The sequence below is a fragment of the Frigoribacterium sp. PhB24 genome (genome assembly GCF_003755185.1).
In the GTDB taxonomy this organism is placed as follows: Bacteria; Actinomycetota; Actinomycetes; order Actinomycetales; family Microbacteriaceae; genus Frigoribacterium.
The window spans coordinates 35,946-52,476 of the sequence record NZ_RKIC01000010.1 but is presented as its reverse complement, the minus strand read 5'-3'; the positions used below and the strand labels follow the sequence as shown (position 1 = coordinate 52,476).

14 protein-coding genes are annotated in these 16,531 nt (G+C 72.5%); 10 read left to right on the top strand and 4 right to left on the bottom strand.

Going from position 1 to position 16,531, the window contains the following annotated elements; all coding sequences use genetic code 11:
* Nucleotides 1–1,098 (top strand): ATP-dependent DNA ligase, encoded by a 1,098-nt coding sequence (locus EDF50_RS05030; RefSeq protein WP_123518509.1) that lies wholly within the window; start codon nucleotides 1–3, stop codon nucleotides 1,096–1,098.
* A 415-nt stretch (nucleotides 1,099–1,513) separates the two neighbouring features.
* On the top strand, nucleotides 1,514–2,380 hold the full coding sequence (locus tag EDF50_RS05025; RefSeq protein ID WP_123518508.1) for a hypothetical protein: 867 nt from the start codon (nucleotides 1,514–1,516) through the stop codon (nucleotides 2,378–2,380).
* 1,124 nt (nucleotides 2,381–3,504) lie between these two features.
* Here the strand turns inward: EDF50_RS05025 and ligD are convergent.
* Nucleotides 3,505–4,521: a non-homologous end-joining DNA ligase gene (gene ligD, locus EDF50_RS05015; protein WP_123518507.1), complete on the bottom strand. Its 1,017-nt coding sequence runs from the start codon at nucleotides 4,519–4,521 to the stop codon at nucleotides 3,505–3,507.
* Nucleotides 4,522–4,670: 149 nt separating this feature from the next.
* Between ligD and EDF50_RS16785 the strand changes: the two genes are divergently transcribed.
* The gene (locus EDF50_RS16785; protein WP_199738636.1) at nucleotides 4,671–7,256 is read left to right on the top strand and encodes a lamin tail domain-containing protein; all 2,586 of its coding nucleotides are present in this window, start codon (nucleotides 4,671–4,673) and stop codon (nucleotides 7,254–7,256) included.
* 101 nt (nucleotides 7,257–7,357) lie between these two features.
* Here the strand turns inward: EDF50_RS16785 and aztA are convergent, their stop codons facing one another.
* Complete coding sequence (gene aztA / locus EDF50_RS05005) at nucleotides 7,358–8,053, bottom strand: zinc ABC transporter ATP-binding protein AztA (protein ID WP_123518505.1); 696 nt, start codon at nucleotides 8,051–8,053, stop codon at nucleotides 7,358–7,360.
* Nucleotides 8,054–8,104: 51 nt separating this feature from the next.
* Between aztA and aztB the strand changes: the two genes are divergently transcribed.
* The 5 genes from aztB to EDF50_RS04980 all read left to right on the top strand — a co-directional run bounded on the left by aztB (nucleotide 8,105) and on the right by EDF50_RS04980 (nucleotide 13,839).
* Nucleotides 8,105–9,004, top strand: a complete 900-nt coding sequence (gene aztB, locus EDF50_RS05000; RefSeq protein WP_123518504.1) for a zinc ABC transporter permease AztB — start codon at nucleotides 8,105–8,107, stop codon at nucleotides 9,002–9,004.
* 42 nt (nucleotides 9,005–9,046) lie between these two features.
* On the top strand, nucleotides 9,047–10,312 hold the full coding sequence (locus EDF50_RS04995) for an ABC transporter (RefSeq protein WP_123518503.1): 1,266 nt from the start codon (nucleotides 9,047–9,049) through the stop codon (nucleotides 10,310–10,312).
* Nucleotides 10,309–11,268, top strand: a complete 960-nt coding sequence (gene aztC, locus EDF50_RS04990) for a zinc ABC transporter substrate-binding protein AztC (protein ID WP_123518502.1) — start codon at nucleotides 10,309–10,311, stop codon at nucleotides 11,266–11,268. The genes EDF50_RS04995 and aztC overlap by 4 nt, the downstream gene beginning before the upstream one ends.
* A gap of 29 nt (nucleotides 11,269–11,297) precedes the next feature.
* Complete coding sequence (gene aztD / locus EDF50_RS04985; protein WP_123518501.1) at nucleotides 11,298–12,527, top strand: zinc metallochaperone AztD; 1,230 nt, start codon at nucleotides 11,298–11,300, stop codon at nucleotides 12,525–12,527.
* A gap of 277 nt (nucleotides 12,528–12,804) precedes the next feature.
* Nucleotides 12,805–13,839 (top strand): helix-turn-helix domain-containing protein, encoded by a 1,035-nt coding sequence (locus EDF50_RS04980; protein WP_123518500.1) that lies wholly within the window; start codon nucleotides 12,805–12,807, stop codon nucleotides 13,837–13,839.
* A gap of 95 nt (nucleotides 13,840–13,934) precedes the next feature.
* Here EDF50_RS04980 and EDF50_RS04975 read toward each other — a convergent pair whose 3' ends face one another.
* Complete coding sequence (locus EDF50_RS04975; RefSeq protein WP_123518946.1) at nucleotides 13,935–14,369, bottom strand: VOC family protein; 435 nt, start codon at nucleotides 14,367–14,369, stop codon at nucleotides 13,935–13,937.
* A gap of 136 nt (nucleotides 14,370–14,505) precedes the next feature.
* Nucleotides 14,506–14,832: a DUF1905 domain-containing protein gene (locus EDF50_RS04970; protein WP_233570351.1), complete on the bottom strand. Its 327-nt coding sequence runs from the start codon at nucleotides 14,830–14,832 to the stop codon at nucleotides 14,506–14,508.
* Nucleotides 14,833–14,927: 95 nt separating this feature from the next.
* On the opposite strand from EDF50_RS04970, the gene EDF50_RS04965 reads away from it, so the two are divergent.
* Nucleotides 14,928–15,512 carry a GrpB family protein gene (locus EDF50_RS04965; RefSeq protein ID WP_123518944.1) on the top strand — a complete coding sequence of 195 codons (585 nt, stop codon included), beginning with the start codon at nucleotides 14,928–14,930 and terminating at the stop codon, nucleotides 15,510–15,512.
* 235 nt (nucleotides 15,513–15,747) lie between these two features.
* Nucleotides 15,748–16,488, top strand: a complete 741-nt coding sequence (locus EDF50_RS04960; protein WP_123518943.1) for a ZIP family metal transporter — start codon at nucleotides 15,748–15,750, stop codon at nucleotides 16,486–16,488.
* Nucleotides 16,489–16,531 lie beyond the last annotated feature (43 nt).

Genomic DNA, 16,531 nt, shown 5'->3' with positions numbered 1-16,531 from the left:
ATGATCCCGACCGCCGCCGAACCGATCGTCCCGATGCTCGCCAAGGCCGTGGCGGACGTGCCCGAGCCCGACTCCGTCGAGGGCGGGCTCCTCTTCGAGCCCAAGTGGGACGGGTTCCGCGGCATCGTCTACGCCGAGCGCGCCGCCACCGACGCGCTGACGATCGAGATCGGCAGCCGCGGCTCCAAGATGCTCACCCGTTACTTCCCCGAGCTGGTCGAGGCCCTGGCCCGTCTGCTGCCGGGCCCGTGCGTGCTCGACGGCGAGATCGTCGTGCGCACCGGCGAGCCGGGTCACGAGCGGCTCGACTGGGACGCCCTCGGCCAGCGCATCCACCCGGCCGCGTCGCGCGTCGCGAAGCTCAGCGTCGCGACCCCCGCGATGTTCGTCGCGTTCGACCTGCTCGCCCTGGGCGAGCGCGACCTGCTCGACACCCCGTTCGCCGAGCGCCACGCCCTGCTGCTCGAGACGCTCGGTCCCGACGACGGCGCGGCCGACACGGCAGGAGGCGCGGATCACCCCCTGCACGTCAGCCAGGCCACGGACGACGTCGCGGTCGCCCGTCGGTGGCTGACCGAGTTCGAGGGCGCCGGGCTCGACGGGGTCGTGGCCAAGCCGACCCGCGCCTCCTACGCTCCGGGCAAGCGGACGATGCTCAAGGTCAAGCACCACCGCACCGCGGACGTGGTGGTGCTGGGCTACCGCGTGCACAAGAGCGGCTCGGGCGTGGGGTCGCTGCTGCTCGGGCTGTACGACGCCGAGGGCGAGCTGCGCAACGTCGGAGGCGCGTCCGCCTTCTCGGACGCCCGTCGCCTCGCGCTCGTCGACGAGTTGGCCCCGTTCGTCGACCGCGACGACGACGGCGAGGTGCGGCACGCCGAGACCGAGCGCAGCCGCTTCTCGTCGGGCAAGGACGTGTCGTTCGTCCCGCTGCGTCCCGAGCGCGTGGTCGAGGTGCGGTACGACCAGATGGAGGGCTCCCGGTTCCGCCACACGGTGCAGGTCGAACGGTGGCGCGACGACCGTGAGGCGCGCTCGTGCGGCTTCGACCAGCTCGAGGTCCCGGCGGCGTACGACCTGGGCGAGGTGCTCGCGTAGGCGGGTGTCGACGTGCGCGAGGTGCTCGCGGTGGCGACCCGCGCCTCCTCGGCCGCATGGCACCGCGTTTCGGGCATCGCACACCGACGAGACGCGGTGCCATGCACGGCACACGGTGCGGTGCGGTGCGGTGCGGTGCGGGGGCGGTGTGGCTCAGTCGGCGGCGGGCTGGCGCGCGTCATCGCCCGGAGGGTCCGCGAGCACAATCGGGCCCAGGACGAAGCGCTCGTGCGCAGGAGGGACTGCTGTCGGCTTGGTTGACTCCTGCGATGCAGCCCGCCTTCGGCACGCCCCCACAATGTCTCTCTAGAATTTCAACGGACATTCCACCAGTCGGTATGTTGAATATGCCATGATCGCCACGAGGAGGCCACTGGGGACTTCTCGCCCACCTGGGCTTAGCAAAGGACGATTCATGAAGAAGTCGTATTCGCTGCTGGGAGCACTCGCCGTTGCGGGAGCACTCATCGTCACCGGGGGAACGACGGCAAGCGCAGCCGAGTTCAACGCCCCCGACGCCGTCATCGACAGGGCGCTGGTCAGCGTCGGGCAAAGCGCGGACGACTCCGCGCAGCCTCTTGCGGGGACGCAGGAAGTGGATGGTGCGGGTCTTGCCCGAACTTCTCTGGGCGCTGTGACCATCACGCCGGCCGACGCGGAGTCCTCAGCAGTGAAGCTGCGGGACGACGGAGTGCAGGTCCTGACCGTTCTTGACCAGGGTGAGACGGCAGCTGACTTCGCTGTCGACGTACCCGACGGAGCTGTCCTCCGGGACGAAGGAGACCGTGTGACTGTGGCGGTCGAATCTGAGGGGCTGGTCCTGACGCTGGCTGAGTTCGAACAGCCCTGGGCTGTTGACGCCCGAGGCGAGTCCCTGCCGACGTCGTACTCGATCGAGGGCAACACCATCACCCAGACCGTGGACACCACAGATGCCACCTTCCCCGTCGTGGCGGACCCAAAACTGATCCCCCGCCTCTCCGGTTACAACGGAGCCGGGCTCTACGTGAGCATGAGCGGAGCGGAGATGAAGGCGATCGCGGCGGCTGTCATCGCCGTGGGCGGTGTCGGCGCGATTGCTGGGTGCACCCTCTCCAAGCTCACCGGAGTTGCAGGTAAAGCCCTTGCCCTCATCTGCGGCGCCGTGGGACTCCGCACCGCCAAGAGCATCTTGCGGACAATCGTGAACCTGAACCGTTCCGGCGTCACCAGTTCCGCCTGCTACGAAGCCAAGGTTCTTCCCCAGGGTCCGTTCAAGAAGGTGGCAGCTGCAAGGTGCTAGCAAAGTTCTGGTGGATTCCCGCCCTCGCCGTGATCGTCCTCGGTCTCATTTTCAACTGGCCATGGTGGCTTGGATCCCTCATCGCCGTGGTCGCGATCGCCGCCATGCAACTCATCGACATGGGTCGCACTAGCCGCGCGAAAGAACCCAGACCTCACCGACCAATGAAGTAGCGAACTGCTAGCCCCAAGAGACAGATCTGTCATCCTTCGAGACCGCGCTCTCCCCCAAGGGGGAGCGCGGTCTCGTCATCACGCCGTGACGACAGCAAGGCGGCATCCTCTTTACCAGCGTGAACGGACAACCACCGGAGGTGCGGCATGGACGGTCTAGCGGACCGACCTGCGACGCACGGCATCTACAGCCTGCGCCCCCACGTATACCCGTCGAGGTCTCGTTTGACGATCGTTCACCAGGCGATTCGGCGTCGGCACCACTCCCCCCGGATTCCCGCCATGAAGGCCGTCTCGGATAGGTGGTCCGGAATGGGTTTCCGTGAAGGTGGCCCCTGTGAGACCAAGAGCACGACTACCGGGACCCTCCTCGGCCACGCCCGCGTCTCAACCGACGCCCAGGACCTCACCGCGCAGCGGGACGCCCTGAGCGCCACGTGGGGCGGCTGCTCTTAGGCACCCTGGGAATGGTGGCGGAGTTCGAGTTCGGCCTGACCTGAGCGTGTACGCGGGAAAGCACGGCCACGGCGAAGGTGCGGGGAAGCTCACGGGGCGAAGGCCCGAGCTCTCCCCCGCGCAGGAGGTTCACGTGTCGGCTCCCCGCAGTGCCGGAGACCGCATGATCGCCGAGCTTGTCGAACCGTTCGGCGCGGGGCGGGCGACGGTCTACCGGGCGCTCGAGCGGCGTCCGGCCGCGAGTGACTCAGCCGTGACACTGCCCCGGGCCGACGCCCGATCTCACGGCCGCATTCGAAGGATGGCGGGCTCGCCTGAGCGGGTGTCGACGTGCGCGAGGTGCTCGCGGTGGCGACCCGCGCCTCCTCGGCCGCATGGCACCGCGTTTCGGGCATCGCACACCGACGAGACGCGGTGCCATGCACGGCACACGGTGCGGTGCGGTGCGGTGCGGTGCGGTGCGGTGCGGTGCAGTGCGGGGCGGTGCGGTGCGGGTCAGTCGGCGGCGGGCTGGCGCGCGCGGCTGGGCTGCACGCGGGGCGGCTCGCCCGGCATCTTCGGGAAGTCCGGGGGGAACGGCAGCTCGCCGAGGCCGTCGGCGACGTCGCGGTCCCACCAGGCGAGCAGCGTGTCGATGCGCCCGGGCGACTCGTGCATCGACGCCCACGGGTCGCCGTGCGTCTGCAGCCGCCCGGGCACGGTCAGCACCGTGTGCTCGGCGGGGTCGATGCCGGGCAGGTCGTCCCAGGTGACCGGCAGCGAGACGGAGGCGCGGGGCAGCGCCCGAGGAGACCAGGCCCCCGCCATGGTGCGGTCGCGATTGGCCTGGTTGTAGTCGACGAAGAGGCGGTCGCCGCGTTCTTCCTTCCACCAGGCGGTGGTGACGCGGTCGGGGGTGCGGCGCTCGAGCTCGCGGGCCGCGGCGATGACGGCGTGCCGCACCTCGAGGAACTCGTGGGTCGGCTCGATCGGCGCGAAGACGTGCAGGCCGCGGTTGCCGCTCGTCTTGACGAACGCCGTGAGGCCCGCCTCGCCGAGCACGGCCCGCAGGTCGAGGGCCGCCGTGACGGCGTCGGCGAAGCCCGTGCCGGGCTGCGGGTCGAGGTCGATGCGCAGCTGGTCGGGCAGGTCGGGCTGCCCGGCGCGCGACGCCCACGGGTGGAAGACGAGGGTGTTCATCTGCGCCGCCCAGACGGCGGCCGCGGGCTCGTCGATCACGAGCTGGGGGTGCACGCGGCCACTCGGGTAGGTGACGTCGACGGCGCGCACGTAGTCGGGGGTGCCGCGCGGCGGGTTCTTCGAGAAGTACTGCTCGCCGTCGACGTCACCGCCGAAGCGTTGCAACGAGATCGGGCGGTCGCCGTTCGCCGCGACGAAGGGCGTGCCGACCTCGGCCAGGTACCGGGCCAGGTCGAGCTTCGTCACGCCGAGGTCGGGCCAGAGCACGCGCGCGGGACTGCTGATGCGGACGTCGCGGTCGCCCACCCGCAGGGTCGTCGCCTCGGATGCCATGCCCGCGACGCTAGTCCTGCCCCGCCGCCGCGGCGCGGGTCGGGGTGGGCCGACTCGGGGGCAGGGGCACCGGCGTTCACGGGGCGTTCACCCGGGCGTCGCTTCCGTCCGAGATGGTTCGGTCGACACCCGACCGAACGGACCCCCGCATGCGCACGCCCCTGCTCCGCCTCGGCGCCCTGACCCTGGCCGGCTCGATCGCCGCCGCCGGGCTCGTCGCCACGAGCGCCCTGCCCGCCCTCGCGGCCGACGCCGACGTCGTCGTCAACGAGATCGACACGACCGACGACTGGGTCGAGCTGCTCAACGCCGGCGCCACCCCGACCGACGTGTCGGGCTTCGTCCTGCGCGACGACGACGACACGCGCACCCTGGCGCTGCCCGCGGGCACCGTCCTGGCCGCCGGCGAGCGGTTGGTCGTCGACGTGAACGACGACGCCGCGTGGGGGGCCGCCGCCTACGGGCTCGGACGCGACGACGCCGTCCGGCTCTACGCCGCCGACGGCGCCACCCTGCTCGACTCGTACGCCTGGACGCAGTTCCCGACGACGACCTACGGCCGCTGCGCCGACGGTACCGGCGAGTTCACGACGACGGTCGCGGCTACGCGAGGCACCGCCAACGAGTGCGCGACGACACCGGCGCCGACCGACCCGACGGACCCTGATCCGACCGACCCGGCACCCGCCGAGCCCGCCACCACCGACGTCGTGATCAACGAGGTCGAGTCGAACGGCGACGACACCGACTGGGTCGAGCTGACGAACGTCGGCACCGCGCCCGTCGACATCTCGGGCTACACCTTCCGTGACGAGGACGACGTCCGCACGCCCCTCACGCTCCCCTCCGGCTCCGTCGTGCAGCCCGGCGCGTTCTTCGTGATCGACCAGGCCTCGGGCTCGAACCCGGTCGGCTTCGACTTCGGTCTCGGCCAGCCCGACTCGGCACGCCTGTTCGACCCGGCGGGCACGCTCGTGGCGTCGTACGCGTGGACCGTCCACAGCACCGTCAGCTACGGCCGCTGCCCCGACGGCACCGGTGACCTCACCACGACGACGGCGAGCACGAAGGGCGCGGCGAACGACTGCTCGTCGCCCGTGCGGGTCAACGAGGTCGAGAGCCAGGGAGGCGCGCCCGGCGACTGGGTCGAGCTCACCACCGTGGGTGCCTCCTCGGTCGACCTCGGCGGCTACGTGCTGACCGACTCCGACCCGTCGCACCGCTACGTGATCCCGGCCGGCACGGTCGTGGCACCCGGGGGCTTCGTCGTCCTCGACGAGCAGACCGCGACCTCGGCCGGCTTCGACTTCGGGCTGGGCGGTGCCGACTCGGTCCGCCTGCTGCTGCCGGACGGCACGACGGCCGCCGACGGATCGACCGTCGCCGACGAGTACTCGTGGACCTCGCACGCCGCCACCACCTACGGCCGCGGCCCCGACGGCACGGGTGACTTCGCCGTGACGTCGGCCACAACCAAGGGCACGGCGAACACCTTCGCCGGCGTCACGGTGCCCCTGGCCTGGCCGGGCGGCCCCGACGAGGTCCCGCTCGACGACGAGGCCACCTTCACCGGCGACCTGAGCGGCCTGGACTACGAGCCCACCGGCACGACCGCGCCCGGCACGCTCTGGGCCGTGCAGAACGGCGACGGCCTGCTCTACCGCGTCGTGTCGGACGGTGCCGGCGGCTGGGCTCCGCAGACGACCGACGGCTGGGCCGCCGGCAAGAAGCTGCTGTACCCGAGCGGCGTCGCGACCGACATCGTGGACGCCGAGGGCGTCACGGTCGCCGACGATTCGTCGGCCGGTGGCGTCTACGTGTCGACCGAGCGCAACAACGCGTCCGGGTCGGTCAGCCGCCCCTCGGTGCTGCTGTACGACACCGCGGCGGCCGGCTCGGCCACGGCGCTCGTCGCGACCGACGAGTGGAACCTCGCCGCGGACTTCCCCGGCCTGGGGGCGAACGCGGGCCTCGAGGGCATCACCTGGGTGCCCGACGCGTGGCTGACCGAGGCGGGGTTCGTCGACGAGGCGACCGGCGCCTCCTACGATCCCGCGACGTACGCCGGCCACGGCGACGGACTGTTCTTCGTCGGCGTCGAGGGCACCGCGAACGTCTACGCCTACGCCCTGATGGACGACGGCTCGTTCGTCCGCGTCGCGACGATCGCGACCTCGTTCGCCCTGGTCGCCGACCTGCAGTTCGACGCCGACCTCGACGCGCTCTGGGTCGTCTGCGACGAGGCCTGCTCGGGCCGCACGGCCCTGTTCTCGATCGACGAGTCGGGGGCGTTCGCCGAGGACGTCGTCTTCGAGGCGCCGGCGAACGCCGACCGCGGGTTGGCCAACGAGGGCTTCGCGATCGCCCCGGCGGCGACGAGCGTCGACGGGTTCCGTCAGACGTTCTACGCGGACGACAACGACACGGATGGGTTCTCGCTGAGGGCCGGGACCTTCCCCGGCGTCGCGGCCGGACCCGGAACGCCCGGTACTCCGGGTGACCCCGGGACCCCCGGTACGCCCGGTACGCCCGGTACGCCCGGTGGCCCCGGCTCCCCTGCCGCCCCCGGCACGGGCGTGACGCCGGTCGGGCAGGGCTCGGACCCCGCCGCGGTCGACGGGCAGCTCGCCTTCACCGGTTCGGACGCCCGGTGGGCAGCGGCTGCGGCCCTGCTGCTCGTGCTCGCCGGGGCGGGCACCCTGATCGCCCGACGCCGCAGGCTCGTCCGCGACTGAGGCACGACGCCCCGCGAACCCCGTTTCGAACGATGCACCCAGAAGCTCCCGGGTTCATCGCTCGAAACGGGGTTCGTCGTCGTGCGTGGAGCCGTGTTCGGTCACGACGCCACTGTGCCGCACCGCGCCTCCACGTCGCCAGCTCCGCCTCGGACGACGCGACCGGCCTCGAGCCGGACGACGCGGTGCGCCGCCTCGAGCAACAGCGGATCGTGCGAGACGGCGAGGACGGCCGCGCCCCGGGCCGCCTCGTCGAGCAGCGTCACCCGGATGCGCTCGGCGCTCACCGCGTCGAGTCCGGTCGTGGGTTCGTCGAGCAGCAGCAGGTCGGCGCCGCGGGCGAGTCCGTGGGCCAGGAGCGTGCGCTGCCGCTGCCCACCCGACAGGGCCGCGAACGGCCGGTGCGCGAGGTCGGCGACGTGCAGGCGTTCGAGCGCCTCGTCGACGGCCGCGCGGGCCCGACGGTCGAGGGGACGCCACCGGCCCACGCGGCCCCAGGCGCCGACCGTCACGACGTCGCGCACGGTGACCGGGAGCCCGTCCGGGATCGACGTGCGCTGAGGGACGAAGGCGATCGTCGAGGCCGCCGTGCGTGTGCCCGACGTGGGCACCCGGACGCCGGCGACGACCTCGAGCAGCGTCGACTTGCCGGCGCCGTTCGGCCCGGCGACCACCGTCAGCGCACCGGCGGGCACGTCGAGGTCGACGTCGGTCAGGGCCACCCGCTCACCGAACGAGACGCCCACCCCCAGGAGGCGCGCCGGGGACGAGGGAGCGGCGGCGGTGATCGTCGTCATGGCACCACTCTAGTTGATAAGCGTTCTCATTCTCAGCTACGGTCGTGTCTCGTGTCCTTCCTCTCCACCGCCGTCCTCGAGCCGTTCGCGCTCGACTTCGTCCAGCGCGCCCTCGTCGGCGGCGGCCTCGTCGCGATCCTCTGCGGTGTCGTCGGCACCTGGGTCGTCGTGCGTGGCATGGCCTTCCTCGGCGAGGCCCTGGCGCACGGCATGCTGCCCGGGGTCGCCCTGGCCACCGTGCTCGGGGCACCCGTCCTCGTCGGGGGCGCGCTCAGCGCCGTGGTCATGAGCCTGGGCGTCGCGGCGCTGCAACTTCGGGGGCGGCTGTCGTACGACACGAGCATCGGCCTGCTGTTCGTCGCGATGCTCGCGCTCGGAGTCGTCGTCATCTCGCACTCGGGCAGCTTCGCCACCGATGCCACGTCCATCCTGTTCGGCGACGTCCTCGCGATCACGGCGGCCGACCTCGGACTCCTCGCCAGCGCGACGGTCGTCGGCGTGGCCCTCGCCGCGGCCTTCCACCGCCCCCTGGTCGCCCTCGCCCTGGATCCGCGACTGGCCGCCGTGCTGGGGCTCGGCCCGCGATCGGCGCAGGCCGTGCTCGTGGGCCTGGTCACCCTCGCCGTCGTCGCCTCGTACCAGGCCGTCGGCTCGCTGCTCGTCGTCGGGCTGCTGCTCGCACCGGCCGTCGCGGCGGGCCACTGGACGACCCGGCTGCCCTCGCGGATGCTCCTGTCCTCCGCGTTCGGCGTTCTCGCCGTCGCCGTCGGGTTGCTCGTCTCGTGGCACGCGGCGACCGCCGCCGGGGCCTCGATCGCGGCCACGGCCATCGCGTTCGCCGGCCTGTCGGGGGCCTGTCACGCCGCCGTGCGGCGACGCCGGACGCGACGGATCGACACCGTCGCCGCCGTGCCCGCGAACACGGCTTCCGCCGCGACCTCCGCCTCCTGACGCGCCCGCACTCCCCCACCCACAGCCACCCGGAAGGACCGCATGCGATCCCCCCTCCTCTCGACCTGCCTGCTCGGCACGCTCGCCCTCGGACTCACCGCCTGCTCGACCGGCACCGCCCCGGACGCCGGCTCCGCCGCCGACGTGGGCGCCGACGCGAGCGACACCGCCACCGGCGGCCACGGTGCCGTCGCCGGCGCCGAAGAACTCGCCGAGCCCCGCCTCGGCCTCACCACCGTCGACCCGTCGGGCACGGTCACCCACCTCGACCCGCTCGACGAGGGCGTCGTCGAGCTCGGCTCGGTCGGGGCTCCGACCGCCGTGGCGACCGACGGACGGTATCTGTTCGCCGAGACCCCTCGCGGCCTCGAGGTCGTCGACAGCGGGGTCTGGACGTGGGACCACGTGGACCACTTCCACTACTACCGGGCCGACCCGCGCCTCCTCGGCACCCTCGAGGGCGACGGTAAGGCCACCGTCGCGACCACGAACCTCTCGACCTCGGGCTCGACCGGCGTGCACTTCGCGGGCTCGGGCGACGCCGTGCTGCTCGACACCGAGGCGCTGTCGCGCGGCGAGCTGCGGGAACGGTTCCGCCTCGACGGCGAACCCGGCGCCGGCCTGGTCGTGCCCGTGGGGTCGTACGCCCTGGTGACCGAGGGTCGCGGCGACGAGACGACGCTCGTCGGGCACACCGCCGACGGCAACGAGACGGGCCTGCGCGAGGCCTGCCCGGACGCCTCCGGCACGATCACGACCCGCGTCGGAGCCGTCGTCGGCTGCGCGGACGGCGCCCTGCTCGCGACCGTCGCCGACGACGAGCTCGTCGTCGAACGCATCCCCTACCCCGAGGGCGTCGCGCTGTCGTCCGGCGGCACCACGCCGCCGGCCACGGCGTTCGACAACCGGGAGGGGCGACCCACCGTGGCCGCGCTCGCCGGCTCGGCGGGCGTCTGGCTGCTCGACACCCGGGCCCGCGCCTGGACGCTGCTGCCGGCACCGACCCCGCTGGTGTCGGTGACCGCCGTGGACGACGCCGACCAGCGCCTCCTGGCCCTCGCGCAGGACGGCCGGGTGCTCGTCCTCGACGGCGCCACCGGCCAGGTCGTCGCCGAGACCGGGCCGCTCGTCGCGGACTCGCTCGCCGCGGGTCGCACCCCCACGCTGATCGCCGACCAGCAGCGTGCCTACCTCTCGGCCCCGGTCGAGGAGCGGCTGTACGAGATCGACCCCGCCGACGGTGCGCGCATCGCCCGCAGCTTCGAGACGGCGACCGAGCCGGCCTTCGTCGCGGAGACCGGACGATGAGCGCGCCGGCCACGAGCCGCCCCCGGGCCCGACCCGCCGCCGCCCGCGTCGCGGCCGCCCGCGTCGCCGTCCTCGCCGCCGCCATCACGCTGGTCCTGGCCGGCTGCGCCCCCGCCGGCGACGACCACCCGGTCGTCTTCGTGTCGACGAACATCCTCGGCGACGTCGTCGACGAGCTCGTCGGCGACCAGGCGGACGTCGTCACGCTGATGAAACCGGACGCCGACCCGCACTCGTTCGAGATCTCGGCGCAGCAGGCGGCACGGATGCGGGCGGCCGACCTCGTCGTCTCGAACGGCCTCGGCCTCGAGGAGGGGCTGCAGCAGCATCTCGACGCCGCCGGGGACGCCGGCGTGCCGTCGTTCGTCGCCGGTGACGCCGTCGACGTGCTCGACTACCGAGAGGGCGACGCCGCCGGCACCCCCGACCCGCACTTCTGGACCGACCCCGGACGCATGCTCGACGTCGTCGACGCCCTCGAGCCGGTGCTCGCCGAGGTCGACGGGGTCGACGCCACGGCCCTCGACGCGCGCACCGCGGACTACCGCGCCGGACTCGACCGTCTCGACGCCGAGATGACCGCGGCGTTCGCCGCGATCCCGGCCGAGCGTCGCGCCCTCGTGACGAACCACCACGTCTTCGGCTACCTCGCCGACCGGTTCGACTTCGCCGTCGTCGGGGCCGTGATCCCCGGCGGCACGACGCTCGCGGCACCGTCGGCCTCGGACCTCGCCGACCTGGTCGACGCCGTCGAGACCACGGGGGTCCCGACCGTGTTCGCCGAGTCGTCGTCACCCGATCGGCTCGTCCAGGCCCTGGCGAGCGAAGCGGACGTCCACGTCGACGTCGTCGAGCTGTTCACCGAGTCGCTCACCGCGGCCGACGGCGACGCCCCCGACTACCCGACCATGATGCGCGTGAACACCCAGCGCATCGCCACCGGGCTCTCGCCCTGAGCGCCCGCCCACCAGAAAGAGGAACACCCATGCGCACCCCCCACCTGCGACGAACGGGCAGCACGCTGCTCGCCCTCGGCGTCGCCGCGACCCTCGTCGCCTGCTCGACCGGCGGTCCCGGCACCGCGTCCGACGCGACGGACGGTGGCGACGCGACCGGCGCCTCCTCGTCCGGTCCCCGCCTCGCGGTCTCGTCCGAGGGCCGCGTCGTCGTGCTCGACGGCGAGACCCTCGAGACCGTCGGCGACTTCACCTCCGAGGAGTTCACCCGCCTCAACCCGGCCGGCGACGGCCGGCATGTCATGGTCACGACGAGCGAGGGCTTCCAGGTGCTCGACACCGCGGCCGGCAGCTCGGCAGAGCCCGCCCTCACCGACCTCGTCTTCGACGCCGACACCGCGGGCCACGTCGTCCGGCACGGCGGCAAGACGATCCTCTACGCCGACGGCACGAGCGACACCACCGTGTTCGAGTCCGCCGACCTGACCGACGCCGTCGCCGAGGGCGACCTGCCCACTGTCGAGACGATCGAGGGCGTCGAGGCGCACCACGGCGTCTCGGTCGTGCTCGAGGACGGCACCTTCCTGACGACGGTCGGCGACTCGGACGGCCGCACGGGCATCGAGGTCCGCGACGCGGACGGCGTGGTCGTCGCCCAGAGCGACCAGTGCCCCGGTGTCCACGGTGAGGGCACCGCGGCCGACGAGGCCGTCGTGTTCGGCTGCGAGGACGGCGCGCTGGTCTACCACGACGGCACGGTCACCAAGCTGGACTCGCCCTCGCAGCCCTACGGCCGCATGGGCAACGCGTGGGTCAGCGAGACCAGCCCGCTCGTCGTCGGAGACCACAAGGACGACCCCGACGCCGAGGGCTACCTGCTGCACGCCCTCACCCTGATCGACACGGCCGCCGACACCCTCGAGGTGGTCGACCTGCCCGAGGGCGTCGAGTACACCTTCCGCGGCGTGGCCCGCGGCCCGGGCGACCTCGCCTACCTGATCGGTACCGACGGAGCCGTGCACGTGCTCGACCCCGCGACCGGCGAACTCACGGCCTCGTGGCCCGTCGTCGACGCGTGGGAGGGACCGGCCGAGTGGCAGGACGCCCACCCGGCGATCGTCGTCGCGGGCGACGTCGGCTACGTCACCGAGCCTGCCACGGACAGCGTGCACGCCGTCGACCTGACCACGGGTGAGGTGCTGTCGTCGCGCGAGCTCGACGTGACGCCGAACGAGATCGCCGTGGCCACGGCCGACTGACGCGACCACCCGGGAACGAGGAGGCGCGGTGCGACGGCACCGCGCCTCCGTCGTCGCGAGGGCTGCGCTCGGCTCGCACGGCGTCGCCACCGGCCCGCCGCGGTCGGGTCGGTGACCCGCCCACTGGGGGCATCGCGGGCCCCGTCGCCCCGCCCCACCGCGCCGAAGATCGAGAGAGTCCGACGATTTCGTGACGTTTCGCCCTCGGGCATCGTCTCCATCGTGTGCCGCCCTTCACCGCGGCGGTGCAGCAGGACGACGGATCGAGAGGACGACCATGCCGAGTTTCTACGTCAGCGAGCCCGACGGAGAACCGGACCCCACGGGCGGCGTCACCCCGCACCCCGTCGACCTCACGGGCGGCACCGGGTCGACCTACCGTCGCGTCCAGGACGGCGGCACCGACCTGCGCGAGGCGACACGTCGCCTCGAGACCCATTACCGGGGCCGACGCTTCCGGGCTCAGCCGGCCGACAGCCCCTTCGAATACTCGTACGTGCTCGCAGGCGACCACCGTCTCGTGCTGCAGACCTCGTCGTTCACCGCCCCGATGCAGGGTGAGATCCCGTTCCCCGGGCAGTACATCGTCGCGTGGAACCGCAGCGGCCGCACCACCCTCCACCAGCGAGGCCACACCTTCACGAGCAAAGGCTCGACGCCGTTCCTGATGCCGGCCGAGGAGGCCTTCTCGTTCGAGTCGACCCCGCGCAAGAACAGCATGGTGCAGGTCGGCACCGCGTTCCTCGAACAGACCGCCGCCGAACGTCACGGTGGGCCCTCGCAACGCATCGTCTTCGACTACGCCGTGACTCCGCGGCCCGAGGCCGTCGCGGCCTGGCGGGCCGCCGTCGGCTCGAGCGCCGCGGCCGTCGTCGCCGAGCAGGCGTCCCCGCTCGTCCGGCTCTCGGCCCAGCTCAGCCTCGCCCGAGCCATGCTCGATCTCTTCCCGTGGCGGGCCGTCGACGTGCCGGTCGGCCTGCGCACGCACGAGGCCGCGCGCGTGCGGCACGCGGTCGAGTACATCCACGCCCACGCCGCGGAGCCACTCACTCCGGCCGACATCGCCGCCGCCTCGGGCATGCACACGCGCACCTTGCAGACCTCGATGAAGGAGCACCTCGGCACGTCGCCCGCGGCGTATCTGCGCCAGGTGCGGCTGGACCGCGTCCGGGACGAACTGCTCGAGGCGTCGCCGAACGAGACCCGGGTGTCCGACGTCGCCCGGCGGTGGGGCTTCGGCAACTTCGGTCGCTTCGCCGGGGCCTACGCCGAGCGCTTCGACGAGTACCCGCGCGACACGCTCGCCCGCTGAGAAGCCATCCTCGGCATCCACGCACGGTCTCGAGTCGAGTGGTCGGAAATCGTCCTTCCCGGTCGCTCGAAGGACGACTTCTGCCCACTCGATCGTCAGGAACCCTGCCGGGCGTAGGCCTCGGGGCCCTGCTCGGCGGCGGCGGGTTCCATCCAGCCGAACTCGAGGATGTTGCCGTCGGGGTCGGTCAGCTGACGCTGGTACATGAAGCCGTAGTCGGTCGCCGGGCGCGCCTCCGTGCCTCCGGCGCCGAGGCCGGCCGTGACCGTCGTGTCGACCTCGTCACGCGAGTCGAGCATGACCGCGGTCGCGACCGAGGCCGTGGTGGTCGGGTCGCCGATCGGCAGGTCGGTGAAGGTCTGGAAGAACTCGCGGGTGAGGATCATGAATGCGCTGTGGTCCTCTTCGACGATGACGCAGGCCGCGTTCTCGTCGGTGAAGAGCGGGTTGACGGTGAACCCGAGGGCCGTGTAGAACGACTTCGCTCGATCGAGGTCGGTCACGGGCAGGTTGACGAAGATCATGGACATCGGTTTCTCCTTCGAACGGTCCACGGGTGGTCAGCCACACAGTGGCCCCGCCCGGGTGCGCCGTCAAGGGCCGCAGGCCGAGACCCCGCAGGAGGCGCGGGCCGACTCCGACGCGGACGCCCGACCCCGAGGCGGCTCAGAAGTCGAGGAGGCGCAGCGTCACGCCGACCGTGTCGCCGACCCCGACGCCCTCGGCGTCGCGCACGGCCCGCTTGACGGGCAGCGCATAGGCGGCGTCCTCACCGAGGGGGAAGACCGACGTGGCGAAGATCGACGACCCGACCCGCGCCTCCACCCGGACCGAACCCCAGCCGCGCAGCAGGTCGCCGGCCATCGCCAGCATGTGGTCCTCGACGTCGGGCGGCAGGCTGACGAACGTGTAGAAGGCGCGCCGGCTCTCCCACCGCCAGAGGTCGGCGTCGAAACGGAACTCCATCGTCGTCCTCTCGTCGGGGTCGTGCATCTCGACCCTAGGTGAGCGGCACCCGCTGTCGCCGTCGCGAGGCCGGCACCCGGCCACGGACGCGACGGGGTGACGACGTCTGGCAGGATCTCCTGATGTCCGCCGACCGAACGCCCCGCCGACCCGACGTCACGACCACCGAGATCGTCGGCGGTGCCGAGGCGGTCCGGGTCACCCTGCACGACTACGACGAGCGCTGGCCGACGGAGTTCGCCGAGCACCGCCGCCGCATCGTCGAGGCCCTCGCGCCCTCGGGCATCGCGGTCGACGTCGAGCACATCGGCTCGACGTCGGTGCCCGGCCTGGCGGCGAAGCCGATCGTCGACATCGTGGTCGCGGTGCCCGACGTCACCGCCGAAGAGGACTACCTCGACCCGCTGCTCGCCACGGGCTACGAGCTGCGGGTGCGCGAACCCGGGCACCGACTCGTACGGACGCCCGAGCGCAGCGTCCACGTGCACGTCTACGAGCAGGGCGCCGACGCCGTCGACGAGTACCTGCTGCTGCGCGACCACCTGCGCGCCGACCCCGCCGATCGCGAGCTCTACGCGAGCGTCAAGCGCGAGCTGCTCGGCCGCGACTGGGACGACATGAACGACTACGCCGACGCCAAGACCGAGGTCATCACCGCGATCAAGGCCCGAGCGCGCACGGCCCGCGACGCCGACCGCGAGGGCTGACCCCACCACGACCGCGACACGTCCGCGAACTCGCTCATGCGTCCGTCCTCCCCCGACCGGGTCGCCCGAGGGTGGTACCGACGGTCCTCCCGTCGTCCGGGCCCTGGGCACCCACGCCGTGCAGCTCGACGTCATCGACCAGGCGAGCGTCGACGCGGCGACCGCAGGAGGCGCGGTGCCGGTCCTCGGCGCCGGCACCGCGCCTCCTGCGCGGGGAGGGACTAGACCTGTCCACGTGCCGTCACCGCTCCTCCTCGCCGCGCTCGCCGGTCTGCTCTCGGGCCTCTCCCTCGTCGTCGGGGCGGCGGTGTCGTGGTTCGTCAGGGTGCCCCGCGAGGCCGTCGCCCTCGTCATGGCGTTCGGCGCCGGCGTCCTGATCTCGGCGCTGTCGTTCGACCTCGTCGACGAGGCCACGAGCAGCGGTGGTCTCGTGCCGACCCTCGGCGGCTTCCTGGCCGGCGCGATCGTGTACGTCGTCCTGGACCAGCTGCTCGAGCACGGGGGGTTCCGGCGCAAGCCCCACCGTCGCGGGTCGGCCGGCTCGGGCACCGGCCTGGGCATCGCTCTCGGCGCCCTGCTCGACGGTGTCCCCGAGACCGCTGTGCAGGGCGTCAGCCTCACGGGCGGCGGATCCCTCAGCATCGCCGTGCTGGTCGCCGTGGTGATCTCGAACTTCCCCGAGGGCATGTCGAGCACGGCCGACCTCAAGTCGTCGGGCCGGTCCGCTCGGTACGTCTTCGGCCTCTGGTCGGGCATCGCCGTGGTGTGCGCCCTGTCCGCCCTCGGCGGGTACGCCCTGCTGGGCGGGGTGCCCGAGGCCGGGCAGTCGTTCGTCATGGCCTTCGCCGCGGGGGCGATCCTCGCGATGATCTGCGACACGATGATCCCCGAGGCGTTCCGCAAGACTCAGACGCTGACGGGACTGGTGACGGTGCTCGGTTTCGTCGCGAGCTACGTGGTGCACCAGGTCGCCTGAGCGGGTGGCCGCACCCCGAACTGGGTCATCCGTTCTGCGCTGT